The sequence below is a fragment of the Brevundimonas sp. LPMIX5 genome, from assembly GCF_003576505.1.
GTDB classification, from domain to species: domain Bacteria; phylum Pseudomonadota; class Alphaproteobacteria; order Caulobacterales; family Caulobacteraceae; genus Brevundimonas; species Brevundimonas naejangsanensis.
Map to the genome: position 1 here is coordinate 69,206 of NZ_QWTZ01000002.1, position 25,656 is coordinate 94,861.

The window sequence follows — 25,656 nt, forward strand, 5'->3', positions numbered from 1 at the left end:
GCTTATGGACGTCGAACAATTCATCGCGCGCTGGAGCGAGGCGACGATCAGCGAAAGGGCGAACGGCCAGAGCTTCATCATCGAACTCTGCGCCGTCCTGGGCGTCGCGGCGCCGGGGCAGCAGGCGGTTGGGGACCGTGATTACTGTTTCGAGCGCACGGTGAAATTCCCTCTCGGCGAGGGGCGCATCAGCAACAAATCCATCGACTGCTTCAAGCACGGCTCTTTCGTGATGGAGCTCAAGCTGTCGCCCCAACAGGCTACGGGCGAGGATATGGACCTGCGTCAGTTGGCGGCGCTGTTGAATGGCCCTGGACGAAAGGCGCCGAAGGGCGGCGTGGAGGCCTTGAATCGCTTGATGGGAAAGGCGCACGCTCAAGCTGAAAACTATGCGGCGGCCCTGCCGGAATGTCCGCCGTTCTTGATGATGGTCGATGTCGGCGCGGCCATTCACCTGTGGGCTGACTTCGAGCGGGCGGGGAGGGGCTATGCGCCGTTTCCAGATGTGAAGAGCAGCCGCATCGATCTGACGGATTTGCGTGATCCGGCGATCAGGGAACGTCTGCGAAAGGTGTGGGACGCCCCCCGCAGCCTTGACCCGCAACGTCCGGTGAATGCGGCGACGCAGGAGATTTCGGGCGTGTTGGGGCGCCTGGTGCGTTCGATGCGGGCTCGGGCGCTGCATGATCCATCGCAAGCGTTTCAGCCGATCACGGATCGTCGCATCTTCATGTTCGTGATGCAGTGCATCCTGGCGATGTACGCCGACAGCGTTGGTCTGATCCGCCAAAAGGGCTTTCTGACGCTGCTGGAAAGCTATCGCGGTCATGCAGCCCGCTTTCACCTGAGCGCGGCGACCGTATTTCGCAGTCTGGCGCGCGGAGGCCACTGCGCCGCCTTGCGTCAGGATGTGCCGGCGTTCGGCAGCGGTCTGTTCCGCGAGGAGGTGGCGCTGCCGCTTAGCGAGGCTGATCTGGAGGTTTTGATACGCGCCGCCGGCTGCGACTGGTCCGCCGTCGAGCCTGCTGTCTTCGGAAGCTTTCTGGAGCGCGCGCTGGAACCCGGAGACCGCACCGAACTGGGCGCGCATTACACGCCGAGAGCCTATGTGCAGCGCCTGGTGGATGCGACGATCATAGACCCGCTGCGCACGGAGTGGGAGGCGGTGCGAGCCTGTGCTTTCAGCGATTACGCCCGGGGCGAAGCCGTGGCTGCACGAGCGGCGGTCCGGCGGTTCCAGCGACGACTATGCACGATCCGGGTGCTGGACCCCGCCTGCGGAACGGGCAACTTCCTCTATGTCGCCATGACCATGATGAAGGACCTGGAGAGGGACGTCCTCAGCGCCTTGCAGCAACTGGGAGGCGAGGCGACCGACGCGGCTGTGCGCCGCAAGATCAACCCGACCCAGTTCTGGGGCATTGAGAAATCCGACCACGCCGCCTCGATCGCCGAGGTCGTCATGTGGATCGGGTACCTGCAATGGCGCATCCGCAACGGAGAGGCGCTGTCCCAGCTGGCCGCCGCCGGCCAATTGGCCCCAAGACGGGGGCGCGACCGCATCATCCGGGCCGACGCCCTGCTCGTGTCGGCGGGTGAAGATCTGCATCGCGATGCGCGCGGCCGCCCGATCAGTCTGTGGCGGTTCAACCGGGAAACGGAGGTCGTGCATTATCGTCGGCCCCAGCCCACCCAATGGCCTGTCGCCCACTTCATCATCGGCAACCCGCCCTTCATTGCGGGCAAGAACCTTCGTCGCGAGCTAGGCGATGGCTATGTCGACGCCCTGTGGCATGTGCGGCAGGGGCGATTCCGCTCCGCCGACCTGGTCATGGCATGGTGGGATCGCGCCGCTGAAATCCTGACGGCGCCCAGGAGTCAACTGAGGCGGTTCGGCTTCATCACCACCAACTCCATCACTCAGAATTTCTCGCGCCGCGTGCTGGAGCATCACCTGACCGGAGAGCCGCCCATGCGGCTGACCTTCGCCATTCCTGACCATCCCTGGAGCAAGGGCGAGGAACGCGGCGCTGAGGTGCGTATCGCCATGACTGTAGCCGAGCGCGGCGCCCCGAACGGACAGGGACGTTTGCTGACGATCCGCGAGGAGCGCCCGGATGCAGGCCGGGAGATCGTCCTTCAGTTCGATGAAAAACGGGGCGATATCGGCGCCGATCTGACCATAGGCGGCGGGGTGTCCTCCGCGCAGCCGTTGAGGGCGAACGCACTCCTGTGTTCGCCGGGCGTCAAGCTGCACGGCGCGGGCTTTATCGTTTCGGAGAGCGAGGCCGATGAACTGGCGCGCGATGGCGTGGATGCGCCGCCGATCCGGGCCTATCGAAACGGGCGCGATCTGGCGGCCCGCCCTCGCGGCGTGAAAGTGATCGACCTGTACGGGCTGGAGGAGGACGATGTCCGGCGCTTTTGGCCACAGCTCTTTGGGCGCCTGACAGACACGGTGAAGGTCGAGCGTGACCGGAACAGTCGGGCCGCCTATCGCGACAAATGGTGGGTGTTCGGTGAGCCGCGAGGCGCCTTTCGCGACGCCTTGCGCGGGCTGCCCCGCTACATCGCTACGGTCGAGAAATCCAAACACCGCTGGTTCCGCTTTCTGGATGCGGATGTTCTGCCTGACAACACGGTGGTGGCGGTCGCGTCGGATGATCCACGTGTTCTGGGCGTGCTGTCGTCCCGTGCGCATGGGCTGTGGGCGTTGGCGCAGGGCGGGCGCCTCGAGGACCGGCCCGTCTATAACAAGACTGCCTGTTTCGACGCCTTTCCGTTCCCGTGTCTCGATGGAATGGCGGGTCTGGAGATCGGCGTCGCTGCCGAAGCCATCGAGGCCCAACGTCAGGAGTTGATGGCTTTGGACGGCACCCTGACGATGACGGTGCTCTATAATGAGCGATGCTCAGGTCGGTTTGATGAACTGGATCATCTGCACCGGGAGTTGGATGCGGCGGTTCATCGAGCCTATGGCTGGCCTTCGGCTATGACGGATCAGGCTATTCTGGCGGCCCTGCTGGCGTTGAACCAGGAGCGTGCGTGTCAGGAGGCGAGAGGCGATATCCGTTTCTTGCGACCCGCTTATCAGCAGGACCGGGTGAAGCCGGGGGGCCGAGCTCGGGCGGTCGAGAAATTGCGCCCCCAGATAAGGGATATCCGTCCCTTGCCGGAGGCTCCGGAAGAGCTGGCCGCAGAAGTCCTGGATGTTTTGCGGCTTGAGGGCGGGCCGCTGTCGCTTGGTGAACTGTCAAGCCGTTTCGCCGGGCCGAACGGCCGCCGCAAGACGGATCGCGTTGAGCAGATGCTGGCGATCCTGGCCGCGGTGGGGTCGATTCAGCGCACGGGGCAGGAGTGGTTCTCGCCGCGACGGCACTGATTTGACCTAGCCGTGGGCTGCGGCGATCATTAAGTCACTTAAGGGCGGTTCCGGCGGGGCCGCCCTTTGCTTTACCGAAGAATTCCAGCCCCGATCAGCGGCGCATTCGCGCGACGCCGCGGGGAAACGAGATGACCATGCTTGAGAAGACGTTCGACCCCAAGGCCGCCGAGCCGCGCATCTACGCCCAGTGGGAGGACAGCGGCCTGTTCGCTCCGCGCGCGGCCAAGCCCACCGACGGCGCCGCCGACGCCTATTCGATCGTCATTCCGCCGCCGAACGTAACGGGCAGCCTGCACATCGGCCACGCCCTGAACAACACGCTTCAGGACATCCTGGCGCGCTATCACCGCATGAAGGGCAAGGCTGTCCTGTGGCTGCCCGGCACCGACCACGCGGGCATCGCCACCCAGATGGTGGTCGAGCGCAAGCTGGCGGCTGAGGGCAACATCGGCCGCCGCGACCTGGGCCGCGACGCCTTCATCGAAAAGGTGTGGGAGTGGAAGGCCGAGTCCGGCGGGACCATCGTGCGCCAGCTGCGCCGTCTGGGCTCGTCCTGCGACTGGTCGCGTGAACGTTTCACGCTGGACGAGGGCCTGAACGCCGCTGTCCGCAAGGTCTTCGTCCAGTTGCACAAGGACGGCCTGATCTATCGCGACAAGCGTCTGGTGAACTGGGATCCGCATTTCCAGACCGCCATCTCGGACCTTGAGGTCGAGCAGAAAGAGGTCGACGGCGCCTATTGGCACTTCGCCTATCGCCTGTCGGACGGCGTGACCTATCAGCACCCGGTCGCCTTCGACGAAGACGGCAAGGCGACCGAGTTCGAGACGCGCCATTTCATCGTCGTCGCCACGACCCGGCCGGAGACCATGCTGGGCGACACCGGCGTGGCCGTTCATCCTGAGGACGAGCGCTACAAGGGTCTGGTCGGCAGGTTCGTGACCCTGCCGATCACCGGCCGTCGCATTCCGATCGTCGCCGACGACTACGCCGATCCGACTAAGGGTTCGGGCGCGGTGAAGATCACGCCTGCTCACGATTTCAACGACTTCGGAGTCGGAAAGCGTGCAGGACTTGAAGCCCTGAACGTCATGGACGCCTTCGGTCGCATCACCGCCGCCGACACGCCGGACGTGCCCGCAGAATACGAGGGCATGGACCGCTTTGCCGCCCGCAAGGCCATCGTCGCCCGCGCCGAGGAAGAGGGTTGGCTGCGCGAGATCGAGAAGACCAGGCACATGGTCCCGCACGGCGACCGCTCTGGCGTCGTCATCGAGCCGTGGATGACGGACCAGTGGTACGTCGACGCCAAGGTCATGGCCCAGCCTGCCCTGAAGGCGGTCGAGGACGGCGCGACCGTCTTCGAGCCGAAGTCCTATGAGAAGATCTACTTCGAATGGCTGCGCAACATCGAGCCGTGGTGCATTTCGCGCCAGTTGTGGTGGGGGCACCGCATTCCGGCCTGGTACGGCCCGAATGGCGAAATCTACGTCGCCGAAACGGAAGAGGACGCCCGCGAACAGGCTCTGTCGGACTATGATTCCGAGGTCGTGTTGACCCAGGACGAGGACGTTCTGGATACCTGGTTCAGTTCCGCCCTGTGGCCCTTCTCGACCATGGGCTGGCCGGAAAAGACCGAGGATCTGGAGCGCTTCTATCCGACCAGCGATCTGGTCACGGCGGCGGATATCATCTTCTTCTGGGTCGCCCGGATGATGATGATGGGCATCCACTTCATGGACGGCGAAGTCCCGTTCAAGCGCGTCATCATCAACGGTCTGGTCCGCGACGAGAAGGGCCAGAAGATGTCGAAGTCCAAGGGCAACGTCATCGACCCGCTGAACATCATCGACGAACTGGGCGCCGACCCCCTGCGCTTCACCATGGCGATCCTGTCGGGCACACGCGACATCAAGTTGTCGAAGCAGCGCATTGAAGGTTATCGGAATTTCGGCACCAAGCTGTGGAACGCCGCCCGCTTCAGCCAGATGAACGAGGCGCGTCGGGTGGAGGGGTTCGACCCTGCGACCGTGCAGCAGACGATCAACCGCTGGATCCGCGGCGAACTGACCAAGGCCGAGCGTCAGGTGTCGGACGCCATTGAAGGCGGCCGCTTCGACGATGCGGCGGGCGCCCTGTATCGCTTCATCTGGAACGTCTTCTGTGACTGGTATCTGGAACTGGCCAAGCCGGTATTCAACGGCGCCGATGAAGCGGCCAAGGCCGAGACACGCGCCATGACCGCCTGGACCATCGACCAGACGCTGAAGCTGCTGCATCCGGTCATGCCCTACATCACCGAGGAACTGTGGGCCGAACTGGGCAAGGAAGGCCCGGCTCGTAATGGCCTGCTGATGGGCGAGACCTGGCCGGTGCTGCCGGACGCCTTTGTCGATGCTTCTGCCGAGGCAGAGATCGGCTGGCTGGTCGATCTGATCGGTGAAATCCGCGCCCTGCGAGCCGAAATGAACGTGCCGCCGTCGGCCAAGCCGCCGCTGGCCTTCGTCGCCCCGGACGCAGCCACGGGCGAGCGCATCGCGCGCCACCGCGACCTGATCCTGACCCTGGGCCGCGTGTCCGAGTTGGCCGTGGCCGAGGCCGCGCCGGCCGGGGCCGTGACCTTCGTTTCGGGCGGGGCGACGGTCGCCCTGTCGTTGGCGGGCATCATCGACCTCGCCGCCGAGCGCGCGCGCCTCGAGAAAGAAATCGCCGCCTTCGACAGCGACATCGGCCATGTGAACAAGAAGCTGGGCAACCCCAACTTCGTGTCGCGTGCGGCGCCGGAAGTCGTCGATGAACAGCGCGCCAAATTGGCCGAAGCGGAGGAGGGCAAGGCCCGCCTGCAGGCTGCGTTGAAGCGGCTGGAATCCCTGTAAGGGCGTGAGGATCGACCAGCTTCTTGTCGCGCGGGGCGTCTTCGACAGCCGCGCTCGCGCCCGCGCCGCCATCGAGGCGGGGTTGGTGAAAGCCGACGGCCGCGCGATCGCCAAGCCGTCGGAAAAGGTCGCCGAGGACGCCGTCATCGAGGCCGAGGCCGCCCATCGCTGGGTCGGACGCGGCGCGCTGAAGCTGGAGCGAGCGCTGGACCTGTGGCCGGTTTCGGTTGAGGGGCGGGTCGTGCTCGACGTCGGCGCCTCGACCGGCGGCTTCACCGAGGTCTGTCTGGATCGCGGCGCGGCCCGAATCTTCGCCGTCGATGTCGGCACGGGACAGCTTCACCCGACAGTCGCCGCCGATCCGCGCGTTGTGAATCTGGAAAAGACAGACGCCCGCGATCTGACGCCCGCCATCATCACCGACGCGCCGTCTCTGATCGTCTGCGACGCCAGCTTCATCAGCCTGTTGAAGGTGCTGCCAGTCGCCCTCGAACTGGCGGCGTCGGGGGCGGACCTGATCACGCTTGTGAAGCCTCAGTTCGAGGCGGAGGGCCCCAAGGCCGTCGGCAAGAAAGGCGTGGTCAAGGACCCCGAGGCGCATGCCGCAGCCGTGGCCCGCGTGCGCGACTGGCTGGAATCTGGCGGCTGGAGCGTGCGTGAGGTCGCCGACAGTCCGATCACCGGCGGCGAGGGCAATGTCGAGTTCCTGCTCTGGGCGCAAAAACCCTGAGCTGAAACGATTTGAGGGCCGCCGGATCGCCGGCGGCCCTCTTCACATCGTCGATTGACAGGGGGGCTGAAACTTAATCGACGACGCGATAACGGCCCGATTGATCCATGCAGGTGCGCACGTAGCGCGTCTCCATACGACCGTCGGGAAGACGGATGTTGCTCTCGGCCAGGCGGCACTGATCGGCGTCGCGGGGCGCAGAGGCGTAGGTGTCGGGATACTCCCGATAGTAGTCATAGCTGTCGCGGCGGTCGTCATAACGACGGTCATAGGCGCGATTGTCATAGCTGCGGCTGTCGTAACCCCGGTTGTCATAACCATAGGCCGGCGGGACATACGTCCCTTGATAGCCGTAGTCGGCGTCGCGGCGGTAGCGGCTGTCGCAGGCGGCCGAGCTGTTGCCCACGCCCGCGCCGATCGCGGCGCCCAGAACCCCGCCCAGGGCGCTGCCCTCGGTGCGACGGCCGCGCGCCGCCATCTGGGACCCGGCGATGGCGCCGATGGCGGCGCCCAGAACACCGCCGGTCGTGGCGCGCTGACGTTGATCGCGGACGCAGGGGTCGTAATAGGTTCCCTGGCTGTAGCCGTTGGCGCCGTAACTATAGGCAGGCGGATAGTCGTAGCCGTAGCTCTGGGCCGAGGCGACGCCGGGCAGGGCGACGGCCGAGGCGCAGGCCAGGGCGGCGATGGCGGCGGCCGAGGCTTTTTTCGAGATGAGAGCGATCATCGTTTCTGTTCCTTCGACGGATGCCGCACCTGAACGGATCAGGCCGCCGTCTGTTGCAGCCATTGATAGGACGGCGAAGCTGAACGGCTTTTGAGCGCCTCGTTCATCTTCGTTCATGTTTCGATTTCTGCGCAGATGTCGCTAGAAGGCGCGCATGATGCAGACGCTGACCATCGCCCGCATGGGCCATCAGGGCGACGGGATCGCCGACACCGCCGACGGCCCGGTCTTCGTGACGGGCGCCCTGCCGGGCGAGGTGGTCGCCGCCGAGGTCAAGGACGGCCGGGCCGAGCGCTTCGACCTGATCGAGGCCAGCCCTGATCGGCGCCCGATCCACTCGCAGACCTATGCCGAATGCGGCGTGGCGCCGCTGCAGCACTGGGCCGAGGAACCCTATCTGGCTTGGAAGCGCGAGGTGGTCATCCAGACGCTGGCGCGTGAGGGATTGGAGACTGAAGTCGAGGCGGCCGTGGCCACGCCGCTGGGCAGTCGTCGGCGCCTGGCGTTGCACGCGCGCAAGGCGCCGGACGGGCGGGTCATCCTCGGGTTCAAGGCGCGCAAGTCGTGGCGCGTGGTCGAACTGACCGACTGTCCATTGTCGGATCCGCAGCTGACGGCGGCTCTGCCCGCCCTGGAGAAAGTCGCCGCGCCCTTGCTGGGGCATCCGAAATCGGCGCCGACCCTGCATGTCACCCTGACCGATAGCGGTCTGGATGTTGACGTGACCGGCGTTGAGAAGCGGTCAGGCGGCCTGAACGGAGATCAACTGGCGCTGGCCATCGGGGCGGCGGCCGAAGCGGATCTGGCGCGGCTCAGTCTGGATGGCGACACGCTGGTCATGGCGCGCCAGCCGCGCGTGCGGTTCGGGCGCGCCTCCGTACCCCTGCCGCCGGGCGCCTTCCTGCAGGCGTCGCCCGCTGCGGAAGCTGCGATGGTCGCGCGCGCGGTCGCGGCGGTGAAGGGGGCCAAGAAGGTCGCCGATCTGTTCTGTGGGGCCGGCACATTCACCTTCCCGCTGGCCGAGGTCGCCAGCGTGACCGCTGCCGATTCTGCTGCTTCTTCCATCGCCGCTCTGAAGGCGGGCATGAGCACGGCTCAGGGTCTGAAGGGAATCGAAGCTCAGGCGCGCGATCTGTTCCGCCGTCCGTTGTCGCCCTATGACCTCAAGGGCTGCGAGGCTATCGTGCTGGACCCGCCGCGCGCGGGCGCTCTGGAGCAGACGCAGCAGTTGCCGGGGACCAAGGCCTCGGTCGTCGTCGGGGTGTCCTGCAATCCCCAGACCTTCGCCCGCGATGCGCGGGTGCTGGTCGACGCCGGTTTCCGGCTGGAGAAGGTCACACCGATCGATCAGTTCATCTGGTCGACCCACATCGAACTGGTCGGCGTCTTCCGGCGCTGATCAGGACGCCAGATCGAACAGGTCCAGTTGAGGTCGGGCGTCGGCCGGGACGCGGAACTGGGTCACGTCCAGAGACTGCCGCGGGGCGTCCAGTCCATAGCGTTTGATCGCCGCCTTGAAGCGCGTAGCGATCAGTTCGGCGACGGGGCCGGTTCCCTTCATCCGTTGCGACCAGTCGGGATCATAGTCCTTGCCGCCGCGCGTCTGGCGGATCAGGGACATGACGCGCGCCGCGCGATCAGGGCGGGCGTCGGCCAGCCATTCGCGGAACAGGTCTTTGATCTCCAGCGGCAGGCGCAGGGTCACGTACATGGCCGAGGTCGCACCGGCCTTCTGAGCCGCCTCCAGCACCGCTTCCAGCTCATGATCATTCAGACCGGGGATGACGGGAGCGAAGCCGACGCCGACCGGGCAGCCCGCGTCGGCCAGACGGCTGATCGCCTCCAGCCGTTTGGCAGGGGTTGACGCGCGCGGCTCCATCGCCCGCGCCAGCTTGCGGTCCAATGTGGTGATGGAGACGAAGGCGGAGGCCAGGCCCGTCCGTCCCATATCGCCCAGGATGTCGGCGTCGCGCGCGATCAGCACCGATTTGGTGATGATGCTGAAGGGATGGTTGAACCGTTGCATCACCTCAAGGATCGAGCGGGTAGAACATGTTTCGCGCTCGACCGGCTGATAGGGGTCGGTGTTGCCCCCTATGTGGATGCGCCGACAGACGTACCGGGGCTTTAAGAGTTCCTGTTCCAACAGACGCGCGGCGTCCGTCTTGAAGAAGATCCGGCTCTCGAAATCCAGGCCCGGGGATAGGCCCATCCAGGCATGGGACGGACGGGCGTAGCAGTAGATGCAGCCATGTTCGCAGCCCTTATAGGGGTTGATGGAGCGATCGAAGCCGACGTCGGGACTCGTATTTTTGGCGATGATGGTGCGGGCGCGTTCCGGGGACAGAGTCGTGCGAAGCGGAGGAACCGCCTCGTCCTGATCCGTCCAGCCGTCGTCATAGGCCTCGCGCCGATCGGCTTCATACCGACCCGAGGCGTTGGAGCGTGCGCCGCGTCCGTTGATCGCCTTACTCATGGCCGCAGGATGCGGGATCGATGAGAACAAATCAAGAACAAAAATAGCGCCGAGAGGCAGGCGCTTGGGTCGCGCTCTTGCTCAGATCAGCGCCGTGCTGAGGCGTTAGGCCTGCGGTCGCGCCGGTCGCCGCCAGGGCGTGGGCCTTCGCGACGCCAGCGCACGGACAGGGAGGTGTCGCCTTCGCCGCCGAACTTGGAAGTTACGGCTAGGTTGCGGCGGACCTGCCACTCGACGCTGACCGCCGCCCCGCGTTCGGCGCCGCCGATGACCTCTAGATAGATGTCGTCGGTGATGTAGCGGCCGCCCGCGACGGTCAGGCTGGACGCTTCGCCGCTGAAGGACAGACGATCCAGCCCGGCCAGTTCGCGCAGGTTGCCGATCACGTCGAAGCCGCCGCCGCCCGCGAGTGAAGCGACCGCTGAAGCGAGTTGGGCCGCCTCGAACGGGGACAGTTGGGCTGCGGATCGCCCGAACAGCACCTGCGACAGGATTTCGTCCTGGGGCAGGGCGGGGGTGGAGGTCAGCTCGATCTTGGGCGCTGCGGCCGTGCCGGTGACCTTGATCACGGCGGTCAGGGCAGGGTCCTCGCGGACGGCTTCAAGGTTGAGGCGGATCCGCGACGGGTCCGTCGACAGGGTGACGGAGCCGCGATCGTCAAAGACGAAACGCTTGCCCGCGAACTCATAGTCGCCGCGCACTACATTGGCCGTGCCGGACAACTGAGGATCGGCGATCGTGCCGCGCACCCGCGCATTGGCGGCCAGTTCGACGTTCAGGCCGCGACCGCGCACATAGATTTCCCGTCCGGTCAGGTTCAGGTTCAGGCCGATCCTGGGACCGCCTCGCGCCTTCTGCTCGGTCTGAACGGGGTCGCCGCCGGGACGGTTGATCTCGACCACGTCCATTTTGACGATGCCGGTGGAGCCGGGCAGGTTCGGCGAGATCTCGGCGTCGTCGATGTTCAGGTCGCCGGTCAGTTGAATGTCGCCGTTCGCGCCGCGCACTGCTGTCAGGCGGCCGTTGGCGCGGGCCTTGGCGATGTCGTTGTCGATGATGCGGAAGCGCGTCAGTTCCAGCCGCAACGTCGAGGGCGATCCCTGACGCAGGCCGATATCGCCATTGCCGGACACCTCGCCCTTCAGTCCGTCGGTGGCCTGAAACTGCTCGATCACGGCCTGGCTGTCGTTGAAACGGCTGGCGAGGGTCACATTCTCCAGGCGCAGACCCGAAGCGCTGTCGCGGAAGGCGCCCTGCGTCATGTCCAGTCGGCCGTTCAGTCGGGGCGCGTTCAGCGTGCCCGCCAGCGTGGCCTGACCGTTCACCTGACCGGACAGCGATTGGGCGCCGCCCAGGAACAGGTCCCAGATCGGCTGGATCTGACCGCGAATAGCCACCTGACCCGACATGTCCCGGGTCCGGGCGATGGCCAGACGCAGCGGAGCGGCCGAGGTTTCGACCGGCAGGCTGACGTCGGCTGTCGCCTGAACGGCGGTTCCGTCATGGGCCTGAGCGCGCAGGCGCAGCACGTCGCCGGTCAGGTCGGCGTTCAGCGTGCCGTCGACCGCCAGACCCCGCGGCGCGTCGATGCTGCGTAGTTGCTTCAGGTCTACATTGGCCGAGCCGCGCAGGGTGTCGCCCTGTCCCTGCATCGAGATGCGGCCGGTCACCTGACCGCGCAGATCGGGAAGCAGCGAACCCATTTCGACATTGGTCAGGTCAGCCTGGATGGCCGCGCCCTGCTTGTCCTGCTTCAGTTCGCCGGTCAGGACGCCGCCGCCGACGCCCAGGTCCAGCCGCGCTACGCGGCCGTCGCCGTTGATGGCGAAGACGGCGGGCGCACGGGTGGTGAAGGCGATCTCGCGCACACGGCCGCCGCCGCGCAGGGTCAGGCTCTGCGCCGGGCCCTGGCGGGAGTATTCGCCGGAACCGTTGAACTGGACCGGATTGGCGCCGCCCACATCGGCAGCCACGGTGAAGGGCAGGCGTTCCAGCGTGCCCTGGCCTTTCAGCGACAGATTTCGCAGGGTCCAGTCCTGACCCGTCAGGCGTACGTTGCGGCCGGTGATGTCCAGCACGGCGGTCTGATCGCCCGCGCCCTCGGTCAGGCGCACCCGGCCGTTGGCCTCGCCCGAGGCCAGGAAGGCGCCCTGGCGCGCGGTGAAGGTCAGATCGGCGCTGGAGGGGAAGTTGTTCGACAAAGCCACGTCGCCCTGAGCCGTGACGCCGCCTGCGTTCACATCGACATCCGACAGACGCAGACGCGGACCGCCCAGATAGAAGTTCCCCGAGGCGCGCGCCGGTCCGTAGTTCGAGCCGGAGGTCAGCACCACGCGGCCGTCCGAGGCGTCAGCGCCCTTGCGGAAGCTGAGGATCAGATCAGCCTTGGTCAGGATCAGCCCGCCCGCAGCCACCTTGTCGAAGGCGGCGCGCAGGTCGGCGCGCGGCTGGGCCAGGGTGCCGGTCAGGGCGCCATCGCCCGACATGGCGCCGTCGATGGCGACCGGGCCGACGCCGAAGGGACCGCGTGCGTCCCAGTCCAGGGCAAGGCGCAGTTTGGAGCCCTCGATACGCCCCTTGGCGCCTGCGCGTCCGGCGGCGCCGGTCAGTTCGCCGGTGTTGATGGAGACGACGCCGTCGTTCAGCGACCCGGCCAGTTGCAGGCGCGGCGTCGCGCCCAGAAGACGATCCAGCTCTTCCATGCCGATGGCCATGCGAGAGCCGCGCCCGTCGAAGCTGAGGACCCAGGGCGCGCCGGTCCGAGCGGACGAAGCGCGGATCGGTCCGCCAAAGGCCCCGCGTGCGCCGGGCTGAATGCGCGACAGGTCGGTCAGTTCGGCGCGACCCGTAAAGTTGAGGCCGCCGTTCAGGCTGCGTCCGCCCGAGCCGGTCAGGGTCAGGCCCTGGCCACGCGCATCGACCTTCTTCAGCAGCATGGCGCCATCGGCCATGCGGGCGCCTTCCATTTGTATGTGCGGCGTCGCGCCCAACAGGGCGCCGATGATACCGGCCGAGGAACCGCCGACCGCCCGCACGTCGGTCGTCACGTCGATACGACCCTTGTTGGCGGCGATGTTGACCGGACCCGAGATGCGCGTGGCGCGATAGGAGGCGATGTCGGCGTTCAGCAGACTGGCCGAACCTTGCAGGCTCCATACCTGAGCGTCGCCCTTGAACACGCCGGTATAGGCGGCCGGACCGGCGACCGGACTGCCGACCAGACGGCTGAGCGACGGCGTGGTCAGTTCCAGGTTGATGCCTTCCGGCGCGGTGTTGTCCGTCGTGCGGATCAGGCCGCGCGCGCTGGATTCAATGTTGTCGGCGTACAGGCGCCAGGCCACGCCCTGATAGCCCTCGCGTTTGGCGTCCGGCGTCATGGCGAAGCCGAAGCGGGCGGTGCGGCCGATGCGCTCGACGAACGGCTCCAGCAGGTCGGAGCCCGAGAAGTCGGCATAGCCCGAGACCTTGGCGCCGTTGTCGCCATAGGTCCCTTTGACCAGCAGGGGGCGGAATTGGCCGGTCTGCACGGCCACGTCGATGACCTCGCCGTTCACCACGGCGACAGCCGAGAAGGGCTGGTCAGGCGAATAGCCCAGCGAACCGGCGATCGGTCCGCCCTGGGCCTCATTGGCGCGCAGGTTGACGCGCAGGTCTTCGGGCTTGTCGCCGAAGGCGGCGGCCAGGCGCAGATAGTCGCCCTTGCGGTTCAGGCTGTAGGCGTTGACGTTGGCGGTCTTGACGCCCTTGCGCGGAATGGCGGCGTCGCCGCTCAGCGTCCAGCGGCCGTATTCCTTGGAGAAATCCTCCATCAATTCGACATTGGCGCTGAAGCGGTCGATGTCGATGGAGATGGCTTGCGGGCCGCCCGGCTCGGTGGGCGCCTCCAGTTCCGGGCGGCGCAGCAGACGGATCTGACCCGCGCTGATTTCGGTGGCGTGAAAACGCCGCGCCAGAAGGGGCCAATAGGACCAGTCGACGCGCACATCGGTCGCTTCGAGCCAGACGCCCTTTTCGTCGGTCACGGTGACGCGTTTCAGGCGGAAATCGTTGAACAGGTCGCCCTGCAGACCTTCGACGTTGATGCGACCGTAGCGGCTGATCTTCTTGCCGGCGACGAAGCTGGTGATCAGTTCACGGCCCGGATCGGAAACCAGATACATCCGCCCGCCGACCAGGGCGACGATGACCAGCGCCAGCAGGCCCGCAGAGACGACCCCGGCGATGAAGGCGGCCAGTTGAAGCCGGGTGCGTTTGCGCTTCGCCTTTTCGGCGGGCGTGTCGGCGACGTCTGCGCCCGTTTCGTGAGGCGGAGGAGTGTCGGTCAAAACGCCTGGCCGATGCTGATGTAGAGCTGGAATCCGGAATCGCCTTCGCGCTTGTTCAGCGGGAAGGCGACGTCGGCGCGGACGGGACCGAACGGCAGCTTGTAGCGGACGCCGACCCCTGCGCCGTAACGCATGTTGCTCAAGTTCGGCGTTTCCTGAAAGCCGACGGCGCCGCCGTCGACAAAGGCGACGGCCTGGAATTTCTCGCCGATGTCGCGCCGCACCTCCAGCGAGGTTTCAAACAGCGACAGGCCGCCGCGCGGACGGTTGTCCGGCAGGCGCGGGTTGATGCTCTGATAGGAATAGCCGCGCACCGAGCCGCCCCCGCCGGAATAGAACAGGCGGTCAGAGGGAACCGTCAGCTCTTCGCCGCCGATGATCGAGCCGATACGGGCGCGCCCGGCCAGAACCGTCTTCGCGCCGTCCTGCAGCGGCAGATAGGCGCTGGCCTGTCCCTCGGTGCGCAGGAACATGACCGTGTCCTCGCCCGTCACTGCGGTCGGCTGGGCTGAAACGGACAGGCGGTAGCCGGTCGTCGGGTTCAGCGGATCGTTGGAGCGATCCATAAAGGCGCTGCCCCGCAGGGTGACGATCGCCAGGTCCCGGTCCAGGGTGATCGGCGTCTGCGTCAGGGGATCGAAGCGGTATTCCGTATATCGCCCGGCGTCCACGCCCAGGCCGTAGCTGAACCAGGACGTCTTGCCGAGACGCTGGGACAGGTCCGCCGCAACCGTCAGGGCGCTGCGGTCATAGGCGTCGGTCTGTTCGTTGACGATGAAGGACGACAGTTTCAGCGTCCGACCCGCGCGCCGCCAGTGGGGCTGCGACCACTCGCCGCCGATGCGACTGTCGATGCTGGCGATCCGCGCCCCGTACCGCAGCGTGTCGGCGCGGCCGAAGCGGTTGTAGCGGGTGCGGAAGACATCGACGCCGACGCCCTCGTAGGTCGAATAGCTGGCGCCTGCCTCAAGCAGGCTGACCGGCCGATCCGCCAGGGTGACGACAACCGGCCTCAAGCCGTCCGGGCGCGTATCGTCCAGCGACGACAGGGCGACGCCCACGCCGTCATAGACGCCGGTGTCCAGCAGGCGGCGCTCCAACTCGGCGACGTCTTCTGGATCGTAACGGTCGCCTTCCTGCCAGGGGACAAGGCTCTGGATCCAATCCGGCTTGGTCGGGCCGCGTGTCCGCAGTTGGATGCCGTCCAGCCGCACCAGTTCGCCGGACGCCACATTGAAGCCGGGCTCCACCAGAAAAGTCGCATGATCCACGACGACCCGGCGGGGCTGGGCGACGGCGTCTGCATAGCCGCGACGGGTCAGGTCGGCGATCAAGCGTCCCTCAGCCGCCAGCACGTCGGCCGCTCGGCCGGGCTCGCCGGGCTTCAGCTGGATGTTCTCGATAACCGCGGCGCTGGTGTCTGCGTCCGGGGCAGGCGCGCTCCAGTTGACCTTGGCGTCTCCCAGAACGAACCGGCGGCCGGGCGTGACCTCGACGATGGCGACAGGCGTTTCCTCGCCTTCGACCTGATCCTGGACCGTGGCCTGATAATAGCCTTCAGACCGCAACAGGGCCTGCGCCGATTCCAGCGCCGCCCGCGCGCGACGACGGGCTTCAAAGCGATTGGCCGGCGCGCCGTCGACCTGACCCACCGCCTGTTCCAGCTGTCGCTTCAAATCGGCGTCGATCTCGCCGCGAATCTGGGCCCTCGGCTCGGCAGTCGCCTGTGTGGCGAAGGCGCACACGGCCGCGGTGGCTAGAAGGAGGGGGAGCCTCGACGTCAAATCTGAACCCTGTGTGTGGTTAACACGCCGCACTTAGCCGTCTGCGCCGATGGAATCAGTAAAACAGCGTATCGCTTTCAGGCTGCACCGTCTCCTCGGAGGAGCGATGGTCGGGCGGCAGGGCTTCGACAGGCGCGGTCGGCGGCGTGTCGGGGGCTTCTGCTGCTGTCGGCGCGGCGGCGTCCTCGGCGGCTGGGGTTTCGGGTTCAACGACCGGCGCCGGAGCAGGGGCCGGTTCGTGGCGAGGCTCCTCACAGGCCGCCAGCGCAGCCACGGCGCCCAGGGCGATGGCGCCGAGCAGCAGACGCTTCGGAATGAATTGGCTCATGGAGATTCCCCCTTTCAGGGGCTGGAAACGTGAAAAAGGGGACGGAGGTTCCCGCACGCCACGGTGTTGCGCGGAATCTCTGAACGCAATCTGAACCCGAACGAGTGCTGCGCCGCCTCTCCAGACCCTTTCCAGCCTGGCATATCCGGGGTGTTTGTTTTCCAACAAATTTTCCGAAATATCGGCTTGCCGGATCAGAAACTCGACCGTATGTTCCGCGCCTCTTCGCAGACGCGATGTGCGCCCCTAGCTCAGTTGGTTAGAGCATCTGACTTTTAATCAGAGGGTCCCCGGTTCGAGCCCGGGGGGGCGTACCATTTTCTACTCAAAAATCAGTAGATGTTCAGGCTGGCCTGTCGGCCTCGTGACCTGAAACGGCGCCTTGGCGAGACGCCGGTCCATATGTCACGCGCTGAGCGGCAAACGCACCGTGAAGCAACTGCCCAGACCAGAGCCTTCGCTGACGAGATCGATCGTGCCGTCGTGCAACTCGACCAGCTGTTTGACCAGCGCCAGGCCGATGCCCAGGCCGTCACGGGAGCGGTCGTCGGGGCCCTTCGACTGAGCGAACAAATCAAAGATCCGGTCTTTCAGATCAGCTGAGACGCCGATGCCATTGTCGGCGACATCAATCCGGATCTGATCCTGCTCGATGTCGACGGATAGGAGTATGCGGCCCTCGCGCGGAGTGTATTTGGCGGCGTTGGCGAGCAGGTTGCTGATCACCTGGGACAGACGGGTGAAGTCGCCCTTCAGCCACACCGGCTCGGGCGGCAGGGAGATCGTCAGTTCGTGCGATGCAGCCTCGATCCTTGGGCGGCTGGTGTCGATGGCGGAGTCGATGATGCTCTGAAGGCTCACACGTTCTTGTTTGAGGGAAATCTTGCCCTGATCGATTCTGGCGACGTCCAGAAGGTCTTCAATCAGACGCGAAAGGTGGAGAGCCTGCACCTCCATGCGGGCGTGAATCACAGCCTTGCGTTCTTCGTCCGACTGGCGTTGCAGCAACTGAAGTCCGGCGTGAATCGCCATGATGGGATTGCGCAGTTCATGGCCCAGCATGGCGATGAAGTCGTTCTTGCGCCGATCAGCCTCGCGCAGGGCGTTGGCGTAGGCCTCCAGTTCATTGCGCTGGGCTAGGCTTTCCATGCGCTGGCGATACAGGTCGATGAAGACCTTGGCCTTGCTGCGCAGAATGTCCGCCTCAATCGGCTTTTGGATGAAGTCCACCGCGCCCGCTTCATAGCCCCTGAAGCGGCGCTGAAGATCGGCGCTTCCGGCGGTGACAAAGATGATGGGGATGTGGCGGGCATTGACGTTGCCGCGCATGAATTCGGCCAGTTGAAAACCGTCCATGCCGGGCATCTGAACGTCGAGCAGCGCCAGGGCGACATCATGAACCAGCAACAACTCCAGCGCCTCGTCGCCCGAACGGGCCTTGAGGCAGACCACGCCTTCGCTTTTCAGCAGAGCTTCCAGCGCCAGCAGGTTCTCCTCAAGATCGTCGACCAGCAGGAGATGAATCGGCTGTTCCGTGCTGGTCATTCTCTTTCGAGACCTTTCAGATAGTCGGCGATGCGTTCGAGCGGCAGCACGAGCGCGGCGTGGCAGGCCTGACGAGCGGCCTGAGGCATGGTCCGGGCATAGGCGGCGGTCGGGTCCTGCACCAGGGCGACGCCGCCGGCGGCGTGCACCGCCTTGAGGCCGGCTGCTCCATCATTGTTGGCGCCGGTCAGGATGACGCCGATCAAACCTTCGCCATAGGCGTCCGCGGCGCTCTCGAACAGAACGTCGATGGAGGGACGTGAGTAGTTGATCGCTTCGTCGGATGACAGGGCCAGGTCGCCGTTTTCTTCAACCAGGAGATGATAATCGGAGGGGGCGAAGTAGACCACGCCGGGCCGGACAGGCTCCTTGTCCTCGGCTTCCTTCACCTCAAGTCCGCATTGGGCCTCGAAAAGAGGCGCCAGAACATTGCTGCGGTCGGCCGGGACGTGAAGGACGATGAAGATCGGCCAGGGGAAATCGGCAGGCAGAGCGGGCAGGAGGGCGAGCAGAGCCTGAACGCCCCCGGCGGAGGCGCCGATCACCACGGCCCGGTCCGGCGCCGAACTCATGCCTCGCGTTTCCTGTATATTTTTTCCTCGGGAACAAACTCGGAAAAGGCCGCCGCGTGGCGGGAAAAACGCAGGCTTTCCTTCGACCCCACGCCGAGAAAGCCGTGTCGCGCCAGGGATTCCCTGAAAAGGCCGACGGCGCGGTCCTGAAGTCCTCGGTCGAAATAAATCATCACATTGCGGCAGGAGATCAGCTGCATTTCCGCAAAGACGGCGTCCGTGACCAGGCTGTGATCAGAGAAGACGACGTTGGCGCGCAGTGATTTGTCGAAGACGGCTCGCCCATAGTCCGCAGTGTAGTAGTCGGAGAGGGACGATCTCCCTCCTGATTTTTGATGGTTCTCGGTGAATTTGCGAATCCTATCCAGCGGATAGATCCCAGCCTCAGCAGCCCTTAGGGCGTCAGGGTTGATGTCCGTGGCGTAGAACAGCGTACGGTCGAACAGGCCTTCTTCGCGAAACAGGATAGCCATGGAATAGAGCTCTTCGCCGGCGCTGCAGCCCGCAATCCAGACCTTCAGCGACGGATAGGTGCGCAAGTGAGGCAGGACCTGTTCTCGCAGGGCACGAAAATAGCCGGGGTCGCGGAACATTTCGCTGACCTGAACGGTCAGGAATCCGAGCAGGCGGGGAAGCATTTCGGGATCGTGCAGCACCCGTTCCTGAAGGGCCGTCAGGCTGGGCATGTTGAAATGGCTGCGCGCCTGCAGCAGACGGCGTTTGATCGACGCCCGCGCATAGTGGCGGAAGTCGTAATGGTAGCGTTGGTACAACGCCTCCAACAGCAGGCCGATCTCAATGTCTTCCGTCTGGTGGGGCATTTCGGGGCTCAGCGGGGCATCCAGACGCGCACCAGGGACAGCAGCTTGTCTACGTCCAGCGGCTTGGCCATATAGTCATTGGCCCCGGCCGCCATACAGCGTTCCTGATCGTCCGGCATGGCCTTGGCCGTCAGCATCAGCACCGGCAAGGTCTTCCAGCGCGGGTCTTTTCTCAGCTCGCGGGTCGCCGTCAGACCGTCCATGACCGGCATCATCACATCCATCAGCACCAGATCGACCGCCTTGGACGGATCGGTAGAAGACCGATCCAACGCCTCCAGCGCCTCCTTGCCGTTGCGGGCGATCTCGACCAGGGCGCCGCGCGGTTCGAGCACATTGGTCAGCGAATAGACGTTCCGTACGTCGTCCTCGACGATCAGAATGCGGCGGCCTTCCAGCACGGCGTCGCGGTTGCGGGCCTTGCGGATCATCTTCTGCTGCTCGGGCGGCAGTTCCGCCACGACCTGGTGCAGGAACAGGGAGACCTCGTCCAGAAGCCGTTCCGGCGATTTGGCGCCCTTGATGATGATAGAGCTGGAGTAGCGGCGCAGTTGTTGCTCATGATCGGGCGACAGGTCCCGGCCCGTATAGACGATGACCGGCGGGAAGCTGTGGCCGGTGTCGCGGCTGAGGGTCTCCAGAAGGGAGAAGCCCGAGGCGTCCGGCAGCGTCAGGTCCAGCACCATGCAGTCGAAAGTCTGGCTCTTGAGTTGCTCCAGACACTCTGCGGCGGTGCCGACGCCCACCGTTTCGACGTCGCCGGAGCTCAGCAGGCGGCTGACCGCATCGCGCTGAACCAGGTCGTCTTCGACGATAAGGACGCGCCGGACGGTGCGGGTCAGCTTTTCCTCAAGGTTGCGCAGGACCTCGGCGAGGTCCTCCCGCTTCACCGGCTTGATCAGATAGCCGATCGCGCCCAGCGAAAGGGCGGTCTGGCTGTGGTCCTCGCCCGAGACGACGTGAATGGGGATGTGGCGGGTGTCATCGTCGCGCTTCAGTTCGTCCAGAACGGTCAGGCCGGACTGGTCGGGCAGGCCGATGTCCAGCACGACGGCGCTGGGGCGATGGCGTTTGGCCAGTTTCAGGGCTTCTTCAGCGGTGCCGGCCACAATGCACTGGAAGCCGAGTTCGCGCGACAGGTCGCGCACGATGGCGGCGAACCGGCCGTCGTCTTCGACCACGAGCAGCAGCCGCCTGTTTCCACCGAGGTTGTCCCGGTCGTCTTCAACGCTGGCGGATAAAGGACGAGGTTCAGTCGGCCTGGGGTTCGGCCTCGCCGGAGAAGGCGCGAGGGGCGAGGCCGCGACCGCAGCCTCACGCGAGGCCACGCGTGCGGCGTCATAGGTCCGCGGCAGGAAAAGGGTGAAGACGCTGCCTTCGCCGACACGGCTTTCCAGTTCGATCCGACCGCCCAGAAGCCGCGCCAGTTCGCGTGAGATCGACAGTCCCAGGCCTGTTCCCCCGTATTTGCGGCTGATGGTCCCGTCAGCCTGCTGGAAGGCCTCGAAGACGCCCTTCTGCTGGTCGGGGGCAATGCCGATGCCGGTGTCCGAGACCGCGAAGGCGATCTCATCGTCGGGCAGGGCGGATATGCCCAGTTTGACCAGGCCGCTTTCGGTGAATTTGAAGGCGTTGGACAGCAGGTTCTTGAGAATCTGCTCAAGCCGTTGACGGTCCGTCTCCATCAGGTCGACACCCGGATCCACCTCGATCTCGAACGGCAGGCTGCGATCATCGGCGATGGGCTGGAAGGTCTGGCGGATGTCTCCAGTCAGCCGCTGCATCGAGACGGCCTCCGGGCGCGCCTGGATGTGGCCGGCCTCGATCTTGGACAGATCCAGGATATCGTTGATCAGGGTCAGAAGGTCGTTCCCCGATGACTGGATGGTCCGGGCGTAGTTGACCTGTTCCTCTGACAAGCTCCCCTCGGGATTGTCCGCCAGCAGCTTGGACAGGATCAGCAGAGAGTTCAGCGGCGTCCGCAGTTCGTGGGACATATTGGCCAGGAAGTCGGACTTGTACTGGCTGGCCTGTTCCAGTTCGCGGGCCTTCAGCGTCAGGGCGGCGGCGCCGCGTTCCAGGTCATCGCGCTGTGTCTCCAGCATCTGCGCCTGTTCTTCCAGCTGGCTGTTGGTCTGTTCCAACTCGGCCTGCTGCTGTTCGAGGCGGAACTGGGATTCCTTGAGCGCCCGACCCTGTTCCTCCAACTCTTCGTTGGAGACGCGCAGTTCCTCGCTCTGGACCTGAAGCTCTTCGGCCTGACGCTGGGTTTCCTCCAGCATATTTTGCAACTGGGCGCGATAGCGGGCCGAGCGCAGGGCGGCGCCGATGGCGGGGCCTACCTCTTCGAGCAGGGTGGTCAACTGCTCGTCCGGAGCGTGCAGGAAGCCCAGTTCCAGCACCGCGTTGACGGCGCCGTCCGCCTGGGCCGGAGAGATGATCAGATGCCTGGGTTTATCGCGGCCCAGGGCCGATCCTATGGTCAGATAGCCGTCCGGCACGTCGGATACGCGCAGAGCCTGGCCATCAGCCGCGACCTGACCCAGCAGGCCTTCACGCAGGCCGAAACGATCCGGAATGGCCGCGTCGGACGGAACGCCCAGCGCGGCGATGCGGCGATACTGGCCGCCTTCGCCCTTGAACAGAGCGGCCGCCTGCACCCCGGCGTAGCGGCCGAGATAGGCAAGGATGCTGTCGCCCAACTGTTCAAGGGACTGATCGCCCATCATGGCTTCCGCCAGGCCCACCTGTCCCTTGTTCAGCCATTCCTGGCGCGCACGAGCGCGCGCGCTGTGTCGGATCAGGTTGAAGATCACGATCGTCAGAATGGCGCCCAGCAGTCCTGACAAGAGGCCGCTTCCCAGCGCCGTCCGATAGGCGGCGTCCATTGAGGTTATGCGTTGTGCGCGTACACGCTGCTCTTCGACGCGCATCAGACCGATCCGGGCGCGAATAGAGTCCATGACGCGCTTACCCTCGTCAGTGCCCATCCGCGCCAAAGCGGCCTGCATCCCCTCGGCTTGACGGGTCTGGAGGGTCGCGTCCAGTTCGGTCATCTTGGCGTCGAGAAGGCGACGCAACTCTTCAAGATGCGCTTGCTGGCTCGGGTTGTCGCGCGTCAGATGCGCCAGGTCGCCCAGTCGCCGGTTCAGATCACCCGTCGCGGCCTCATAGGGCTGAAGATATCGGATGTCGCCGGTCAACAGATAGCCGCGCTGGCCCGTTTCGGCATCCTGCGCGGCGGACAGGATGTCTTCGACCGCGACGATCACCTCATGCGTATGGATGATCTGCTGATTATTGGTTCGCAACACCTCGACGTTGCGCCAGGCCAGTATCCCGGTGGCGAGAAAAAAGGCGAGAACCAGCGCCAGTCCTACCGTCGCAACGCTTTCCATCTTCGAGCCCGCTGACGGACGGCTTGGCGGCTTCATCGTGTTGTAACCCCTGTGAACTCAGGCGCGCCCGCTCTCGGCGCGACTGATCATCACTACTATCCTACGATGGATTCGCCGCACAGGTTTTCCGCCATGTGACCCGGATGAAGGGTGGCTTCATTCCATCGACTTGGCTTGCGGTTGCATGTCGTGATTTAACACCGGCTATGCGCTCTTTGATTTTACCTGCTGTCGCGGTTTCCCTTGTCCTTTCCGGCTGTAACGCGGGCGCCTCCGCGCGCGGAGGCGCCGAGCAGGTCGGAGCCGGACTGGGCGACGCCGTCACCGCGCCGCTGGAAGACCTGAACCTGCGACGCGATGAAATCCCGACCATTCTGCTGCAGGCGGAAGCCAATCCCTATGACCTGCGCAACCTGAATAACTGCCGCACGATCGGGGCCGAGATCGCCCGTCTGGACGAGGCCCTGGGGCCTGACACGGACGCGCCGCCGTCGCAGGACGGTTCCTACATGAGCGAGCGGGCCGCCGATGCGGCGGCGGGGGCGACGCTTGATGCTGTTCGCGGGACGGTGACCGACTTCATCCCCGCCCGCAGTTGGGTGCGACGCCTGACCGGCGCCGATGCGCACAGCAAGCACGTCCAGTCGGCGATTCAGGCTGGCCTGCGTCGCCGCTCCTTCCTGAAGGGCGTGGGAATGCAGCGAAACTGTGCGCCTCCGGCGGCCCCGGCCGGCTTCGTTCCGCGTCGAGGCTAGGCTTTCAGGTGCCGCGCGCGGAAGTCGCGGCGGAACTGTTCGAACCTGCCCTCGGCGATGGCCGCGCGCATGGCGGCCGTCAGCGCCTGGAAGAAGGCGATGTTGTGCCAACTCAGCAGAATCTTGCCGAGGATCTCGTCGGCGCGGATCAGGTGATGCAGGTAAGCCTTTGAATAGTCTTGCGACGCGGGGCAGGGGACCTCTGCATCCAGCGGGTCCTGATCCTCGGCGAAGCGGGCGTTCTTGAGGTTCAGCGGGCCGTCCCAGGTCCAGGCCTGGCCGTGACGCCCGGCGCGCGTGGGCAGGACGCAGTCGAACATGTCCACGCCGCGATAGACCGCCTCGACCAGATCGATCGGCTTGCCGACGCCCATCAGATAGCGCGGCCGGTCCTTGGGTAGAAACTCGGGCGCATAATCCAGCACCTCGCACATGGCGTCATGGCCTTCGCCGACGGCCAGACCGCCGATGGCGTAGCCGTCGAAGCCGATCTCCTGCAGGCGTTCCGAGGACTCGCGGCGCAGGTTTTCAAACGTCGAGCCCTGCTGGATGCCGAACAGGGCTTGAGCATCCCGCGTCCCGAAGGCGGTCTTGGAGCGCTGGGCCCAGCGCGCCGACAGCTCCATGCCCTCTCGGGCGCGCTTTTCCTCGGCGGGCCAGGCGACGCATTCGTCCAACTGCATGACGATGTCGGCGCCGAGACGGTCGGCCTGAATCTGAATCGAGCGTTCGGGCGTCAGGACGTGTTTGGAGCCGTCGATGTGGCTGGAGAAGGTGACGGCCTCCTCGGTCAGCTTGGAAATGCCCGACAGGCTCATGACCTGGAAGCCGCCGGAGTCCGTCAGGATCGGCTTGTCCCAGCGCATGAAGTTATGCAGCCCGCCCAGACGCTCCATCCGCTCCGGCCCCGGCCGCAGCATCAGGTGATAGGTGTTGCCCAGAATGATGTCCGCGCCAGTCTGTTTGACCTGATCCAGGGTCATGGCTTTGACCGTGGCGGCGGTGCCGACGGGCATGAAGGCGGGAGTACGGATGTCGCCGCGCGTGGTCTTCAGCACGCCGGTGCGGGCCCGACCTTCGGTGGCGGCAATTTTAAACGGGAAAGGCATAGGCGTTCCTTGCAGCGGAGCCGCGTCTTAGGCCCTCTGTTTCTGAACCGCCAGTCAGCGCAGCAGCGTCGCCAGCCGCTCTGCCCGTTGTAGATCCTTGGGGCGGCCGAACAGGCGGCATTTCTCGATCTGTTCGGCGACGGTGGGAACATAGAGCGTCCCCCCATCCAGGGTGATCGGCTGGCGCGTGGTGAAGATGACCGGCGTCCAGTCGGCGCCTGCGCGCACATCCATCTGCGCCATGACTTCGACCGGGACGGGCGTGGTCAGGATCTGACCGAAGACCTGAGACCGGAACAGGCCCTCTCCGGGGTCTTCGACCGCTTCGCCGTGCAGGGTCTCGATCAGGCGTCGGGCGTCGCGCGGGCTGGTCATGACATCGACGTCCGGCACATGCCATTCCGACAGGCCCGACAGCGCCATGCCTGCGCCCCCGAACACCCACCAGGGATCCTGAAGCTCACTGGCCGCCGAGGCCAGAATGTCAAAGGTGGCGGCCAGATTTTCGGGCAGGTCGTCGCTCATAGCTGTCTTTTAGGCTGATTTCGCCTTCGGCAGGAAGTGCCTGACCCCCATGACCACCAAGGCGCCGAGCGCTGACATGGCGGCGTTGATGCACAGGCCGAAGACCAACAGGAAGATGAGCACGCCGATGGCGCCAAGCGCCGACGTCGCTGGGGCGCCGTTCATGTGAAAGAGGCCGGGCGATAGAAACGCCAGCAGGACGCCAAGGATGGAGAAAGCGATCTGAAAGGCTGCGGCGACGCCGAACGTCACGGTGAACAGGCCCCCGAACGAGGCTGTCTTCAGATAGTGCATGGTCGT

Annotated in this window: 17 protein-coding genes and 1 tRNA gene; 6 read left to right on the top strand and 12 right to left on the bottom strand. The window is 65.4% G+C overall.

What is annotated here, in order from left to right; translation table 11 throughout:
* The first annotated feature begins 4 nt into the window (after window positions 1-4).
* The 3 genes from D1604_RS01360 (at window position 5) to D1604_RS01370 (ending at window position 6,991) form a co-directional block, all read left to right on the top strand.
* Window positions 5-3,382: a class I SAM-dependent DNA methyltransferase gene (locus D1604_RS01360; RefSeq protein WP_119411891.1), complete on the top strand. Its 3,378-nt coding sequence runs from the start codon at window positions 5-7 to the stop codon at window positions 3,380-3,382.
* A gap of 137 nt (window positions 3,383-3,519) precedes the next feature.
* Window positions 3,520-6,261: a valine--tRNA ligase gene (locus tag D1604_RS01365; RefSeq protein WP_119412402.1), complete on the top strand. Its 2,742-nt coding sequence runs from the start codon at window positions 3,520-3,522 to the stop codon at window positions 6,259-6,261.
* Between the two features lie 4 nt (window positions 6,262-6,265).
* Window positions 6,266-6,991 carry a TlyA family RNA methyltransferase gene (locus D1604_RS01370; RefSeq protein ID WP_119411892.1) on the top strand — a complete coding sequence of 242 codons (726 nt, stop codon included), beginning with the start codon at window positions 6,266-6,268 and terminating at the stop codon, window positions 6,989-6,991.
* Between the two features lie 73 nt (window positions 6,992-7,064).
* On the opposite strand, the gene D1604_RS01375 is transcribed toward D1604_RS01370, so the two are convergent.
* Window positions 7,065-7,718: a glycine zipper 2TM domain-containing protein gene (locus D1604_RS01375; RefSeq protein WP_119411893.1), complete on the bottom strand. Its 654-nt coding sequence runs from the start codon at window positions 7,716-7,718 to the stop codon at window positions 7,065-7,067.
* 157 nt (window positions 7,719-7,875) lie between these two features.
* Between D1604_RS01375 and D1604_RS01380 the strand changes: the two genes are divergently transcribed.
* A complete protein-coding gene (locus D1604_RS01380) occupies window positions 7,876-9,117 on the top strand; it encodes a class I SAM-dependent RNA methyltransferase (RefSeq protein ID WP_233551871.1) in 1,242 nt (413 codons plus the stop codon).
* Here D1604_RS01380 and D1604_RS01385 read toward each other — a convergent pair whose 3' ends face one another.
* The 4 genes from D1604_RS01385 to D1604_RS01400 all read right to left on the bottom strand — a co-directional run bounded on the left by D1604_RS01385 (window position 9,118) and on the right by D1604_RS01400 (window position 16,631).
* On the bottom strand, window positions 9,118-10,194 hold the full coding sequence (locus D1604_RS01385) for a PA0069 family radical SAM protein (protein ID WP_119411895.1): 1,077 nt from the start codon (window positions 10,192-10,194) through the stop codon (window positions 9,118-9,120). It abuts the gene before it with no gap.
* A gap of 86 nt (window positions 10,195-10,280) precedes the next feature.
* Window positions 10,281-14,519, bottom strand: coding sequence for a translocation/assembly module TamB domain-containing protein (locus tag D1604_RS01390; RefSeq protein ID WP_119411896.1), 4,239 nt, complete (start codon window positions 14,517-14,519; stop codon window positions 10,281-10,283).
* Window positions 14,516-16,264 carry an autotransporter assembly complex protein TamA gene (locus D1604_RS01395; RefSeq protein WP_233551802.1) on the bottom strand — a complete coding sequence of 583 codons (1,749 nt, stop codon included), beginning with the start codon at window positions 16,262-16,264 and terminating at the stop codon, window positions 14,516-14,518. The genes D1604_RS01390 and D1604_RS01395 overlap by 4 nt, the downstream gene beginning before the upstream one ends.
* Before the next feature lie 94 nt (window positions 16,265-16,358).
* Window positions 16,359-16,631, bottom strand: a complete 273-nt coding sequence (locus tag D1604_RS01400; RefSeq protein WP_119411898.1) for a hypothetical protein — start codon at window positions 16,629-16,631, stop codon at window positions 16,359-16,361.
* Window positions 16,632-16,871: 240 nt separating this feature from the next.
* Between D1604_RS01400 and D1604_RS01405 the strand changes: the two genes are divergently transcribed.
* Window positions 16,872-16,948: transfer RNA gene (locus D1604_RS01405), tRNA-Lys, on the top strand.
* 88 nt (window positions 16,949-17,036) lie between these two features.
* Here the strand turns inward: D1604_RS01405 and D1604_RS01410 are convergent.
* The 4 genes from D1604_RS01410 to D1604_RS01425 are packed head-to-tail and all read right to left on the bottom strand — an operon-like array spanning window position 17,037 to window position 22,967.
* Window positions 17,037-18,176, bottom strand: a complete 1,140-nt coding sequence (locus D1604_RS01410; RefSeq protein ID WP_119411899.1) for a hybrid sensor histidine kinase/response regulator — start codon at window positions 18,174-18,176, stop codon at window positions 17,037-17,039.
* Complete coding sequence (locus tag D1604_RS01415) at window positions 18,173-18,748, bottom strand: chemotaxis protein CheB (RefSeq protein WP_119411900.1); 576 nt, start codon at window positions 18,746-18,748, stop codon at window positions 18,173-18,175. Before D1604_RS01415 ends, D1604_RS01410 begins: the two co-directional genes overlap by 4 nt.
* A complete protein-coding gene (locus D1604_RS01420) occupies window positions 18,745-19,569 on the bottom strand; it encodes a CheR family methyltransferase (RefSeq protein ID WP_024352911.1) in 825 nt (274 codons plus the stop codon). Before D1604_RS01420 ends, D1604_RS01415 begins: the two co-directional genes overlap by 4 nt.
* An 8-nt stretch (window positions 19,570-19,577) precedes the next feature.
* The gene (locus D1604_RS01425) at window positions 19,578-22,967 is read right to left on the bottom strand and encodes a response regulator (RefSeq protein WP_119411901.1); all 3,390 of its coding nucleotides are present in this window, start codon (window positions 22,965-22,967) and stop codon (window positions 19,578-19,580) included.
* A 206-nt stretch (window positions 22,968-23,173) separates the two neighbouring features.
* On the opposite strand from D1604_RS01425, the gene D1604_RS01430 reads away from it, so the two are divergent.
* The gene (locus D1604_RS01430; protein ID WP_024352909.1) at window positions 23,174-23,722 is read left to right on the top strand and encodes a hypothetical protein; all 549 of its coding nucleotides are present in this window, start codon (window positions 23,174-23,176) and stop codon (window positions 23,720-23,722) included.
* Here the strand turns inward: D1604_RS01430 and tgt are convergent.
* From tgt to D1604_RS01445, 3 genes are read right to left on the bottom strand one after another with little or no spacing between them, the layout of a single operon-like run.
* Entirely contained in the window at window positions 23,719-24,831 is a 1,113-nt protein-coding gene (gene tgt, locus D1604_RS01435) for a tRNA guanosine(34) transglycosylase Tgt (protein ID WP_119411902.1), read from the bottom strand. The two genes, D1604_RS01430 and tgt, sit on opposite strands and share 4 nt — an antisense overlap.
* 54 nt (window positions 24,832-24,885) lie before the next feature.
* Complete coding sequence (locus tag D1604_RS01440; protein WP_119411903.1) at window positions 24,886-25,356, bottom strand: hypothetical protein; 471 nt, start codon at window positions 25,354-25,356, stop codon at window positions 24,886-24,888.
* Between the two features lie 9 nt (window positions 25,357-25,365).
* Window positions 25,366-25,650: a hypothetical protein gene (locus D1604_RS01445; RefSeq protein WP_119411904.1), complete on the bottom strand. Its 285-nt coding sequence runs from the start codon at window positions 25,648-25,650 to the stop codon at window positions 25,366-25,368.
* Window positions 25,651-25,656: the final 6 nt, after the last annotated feature.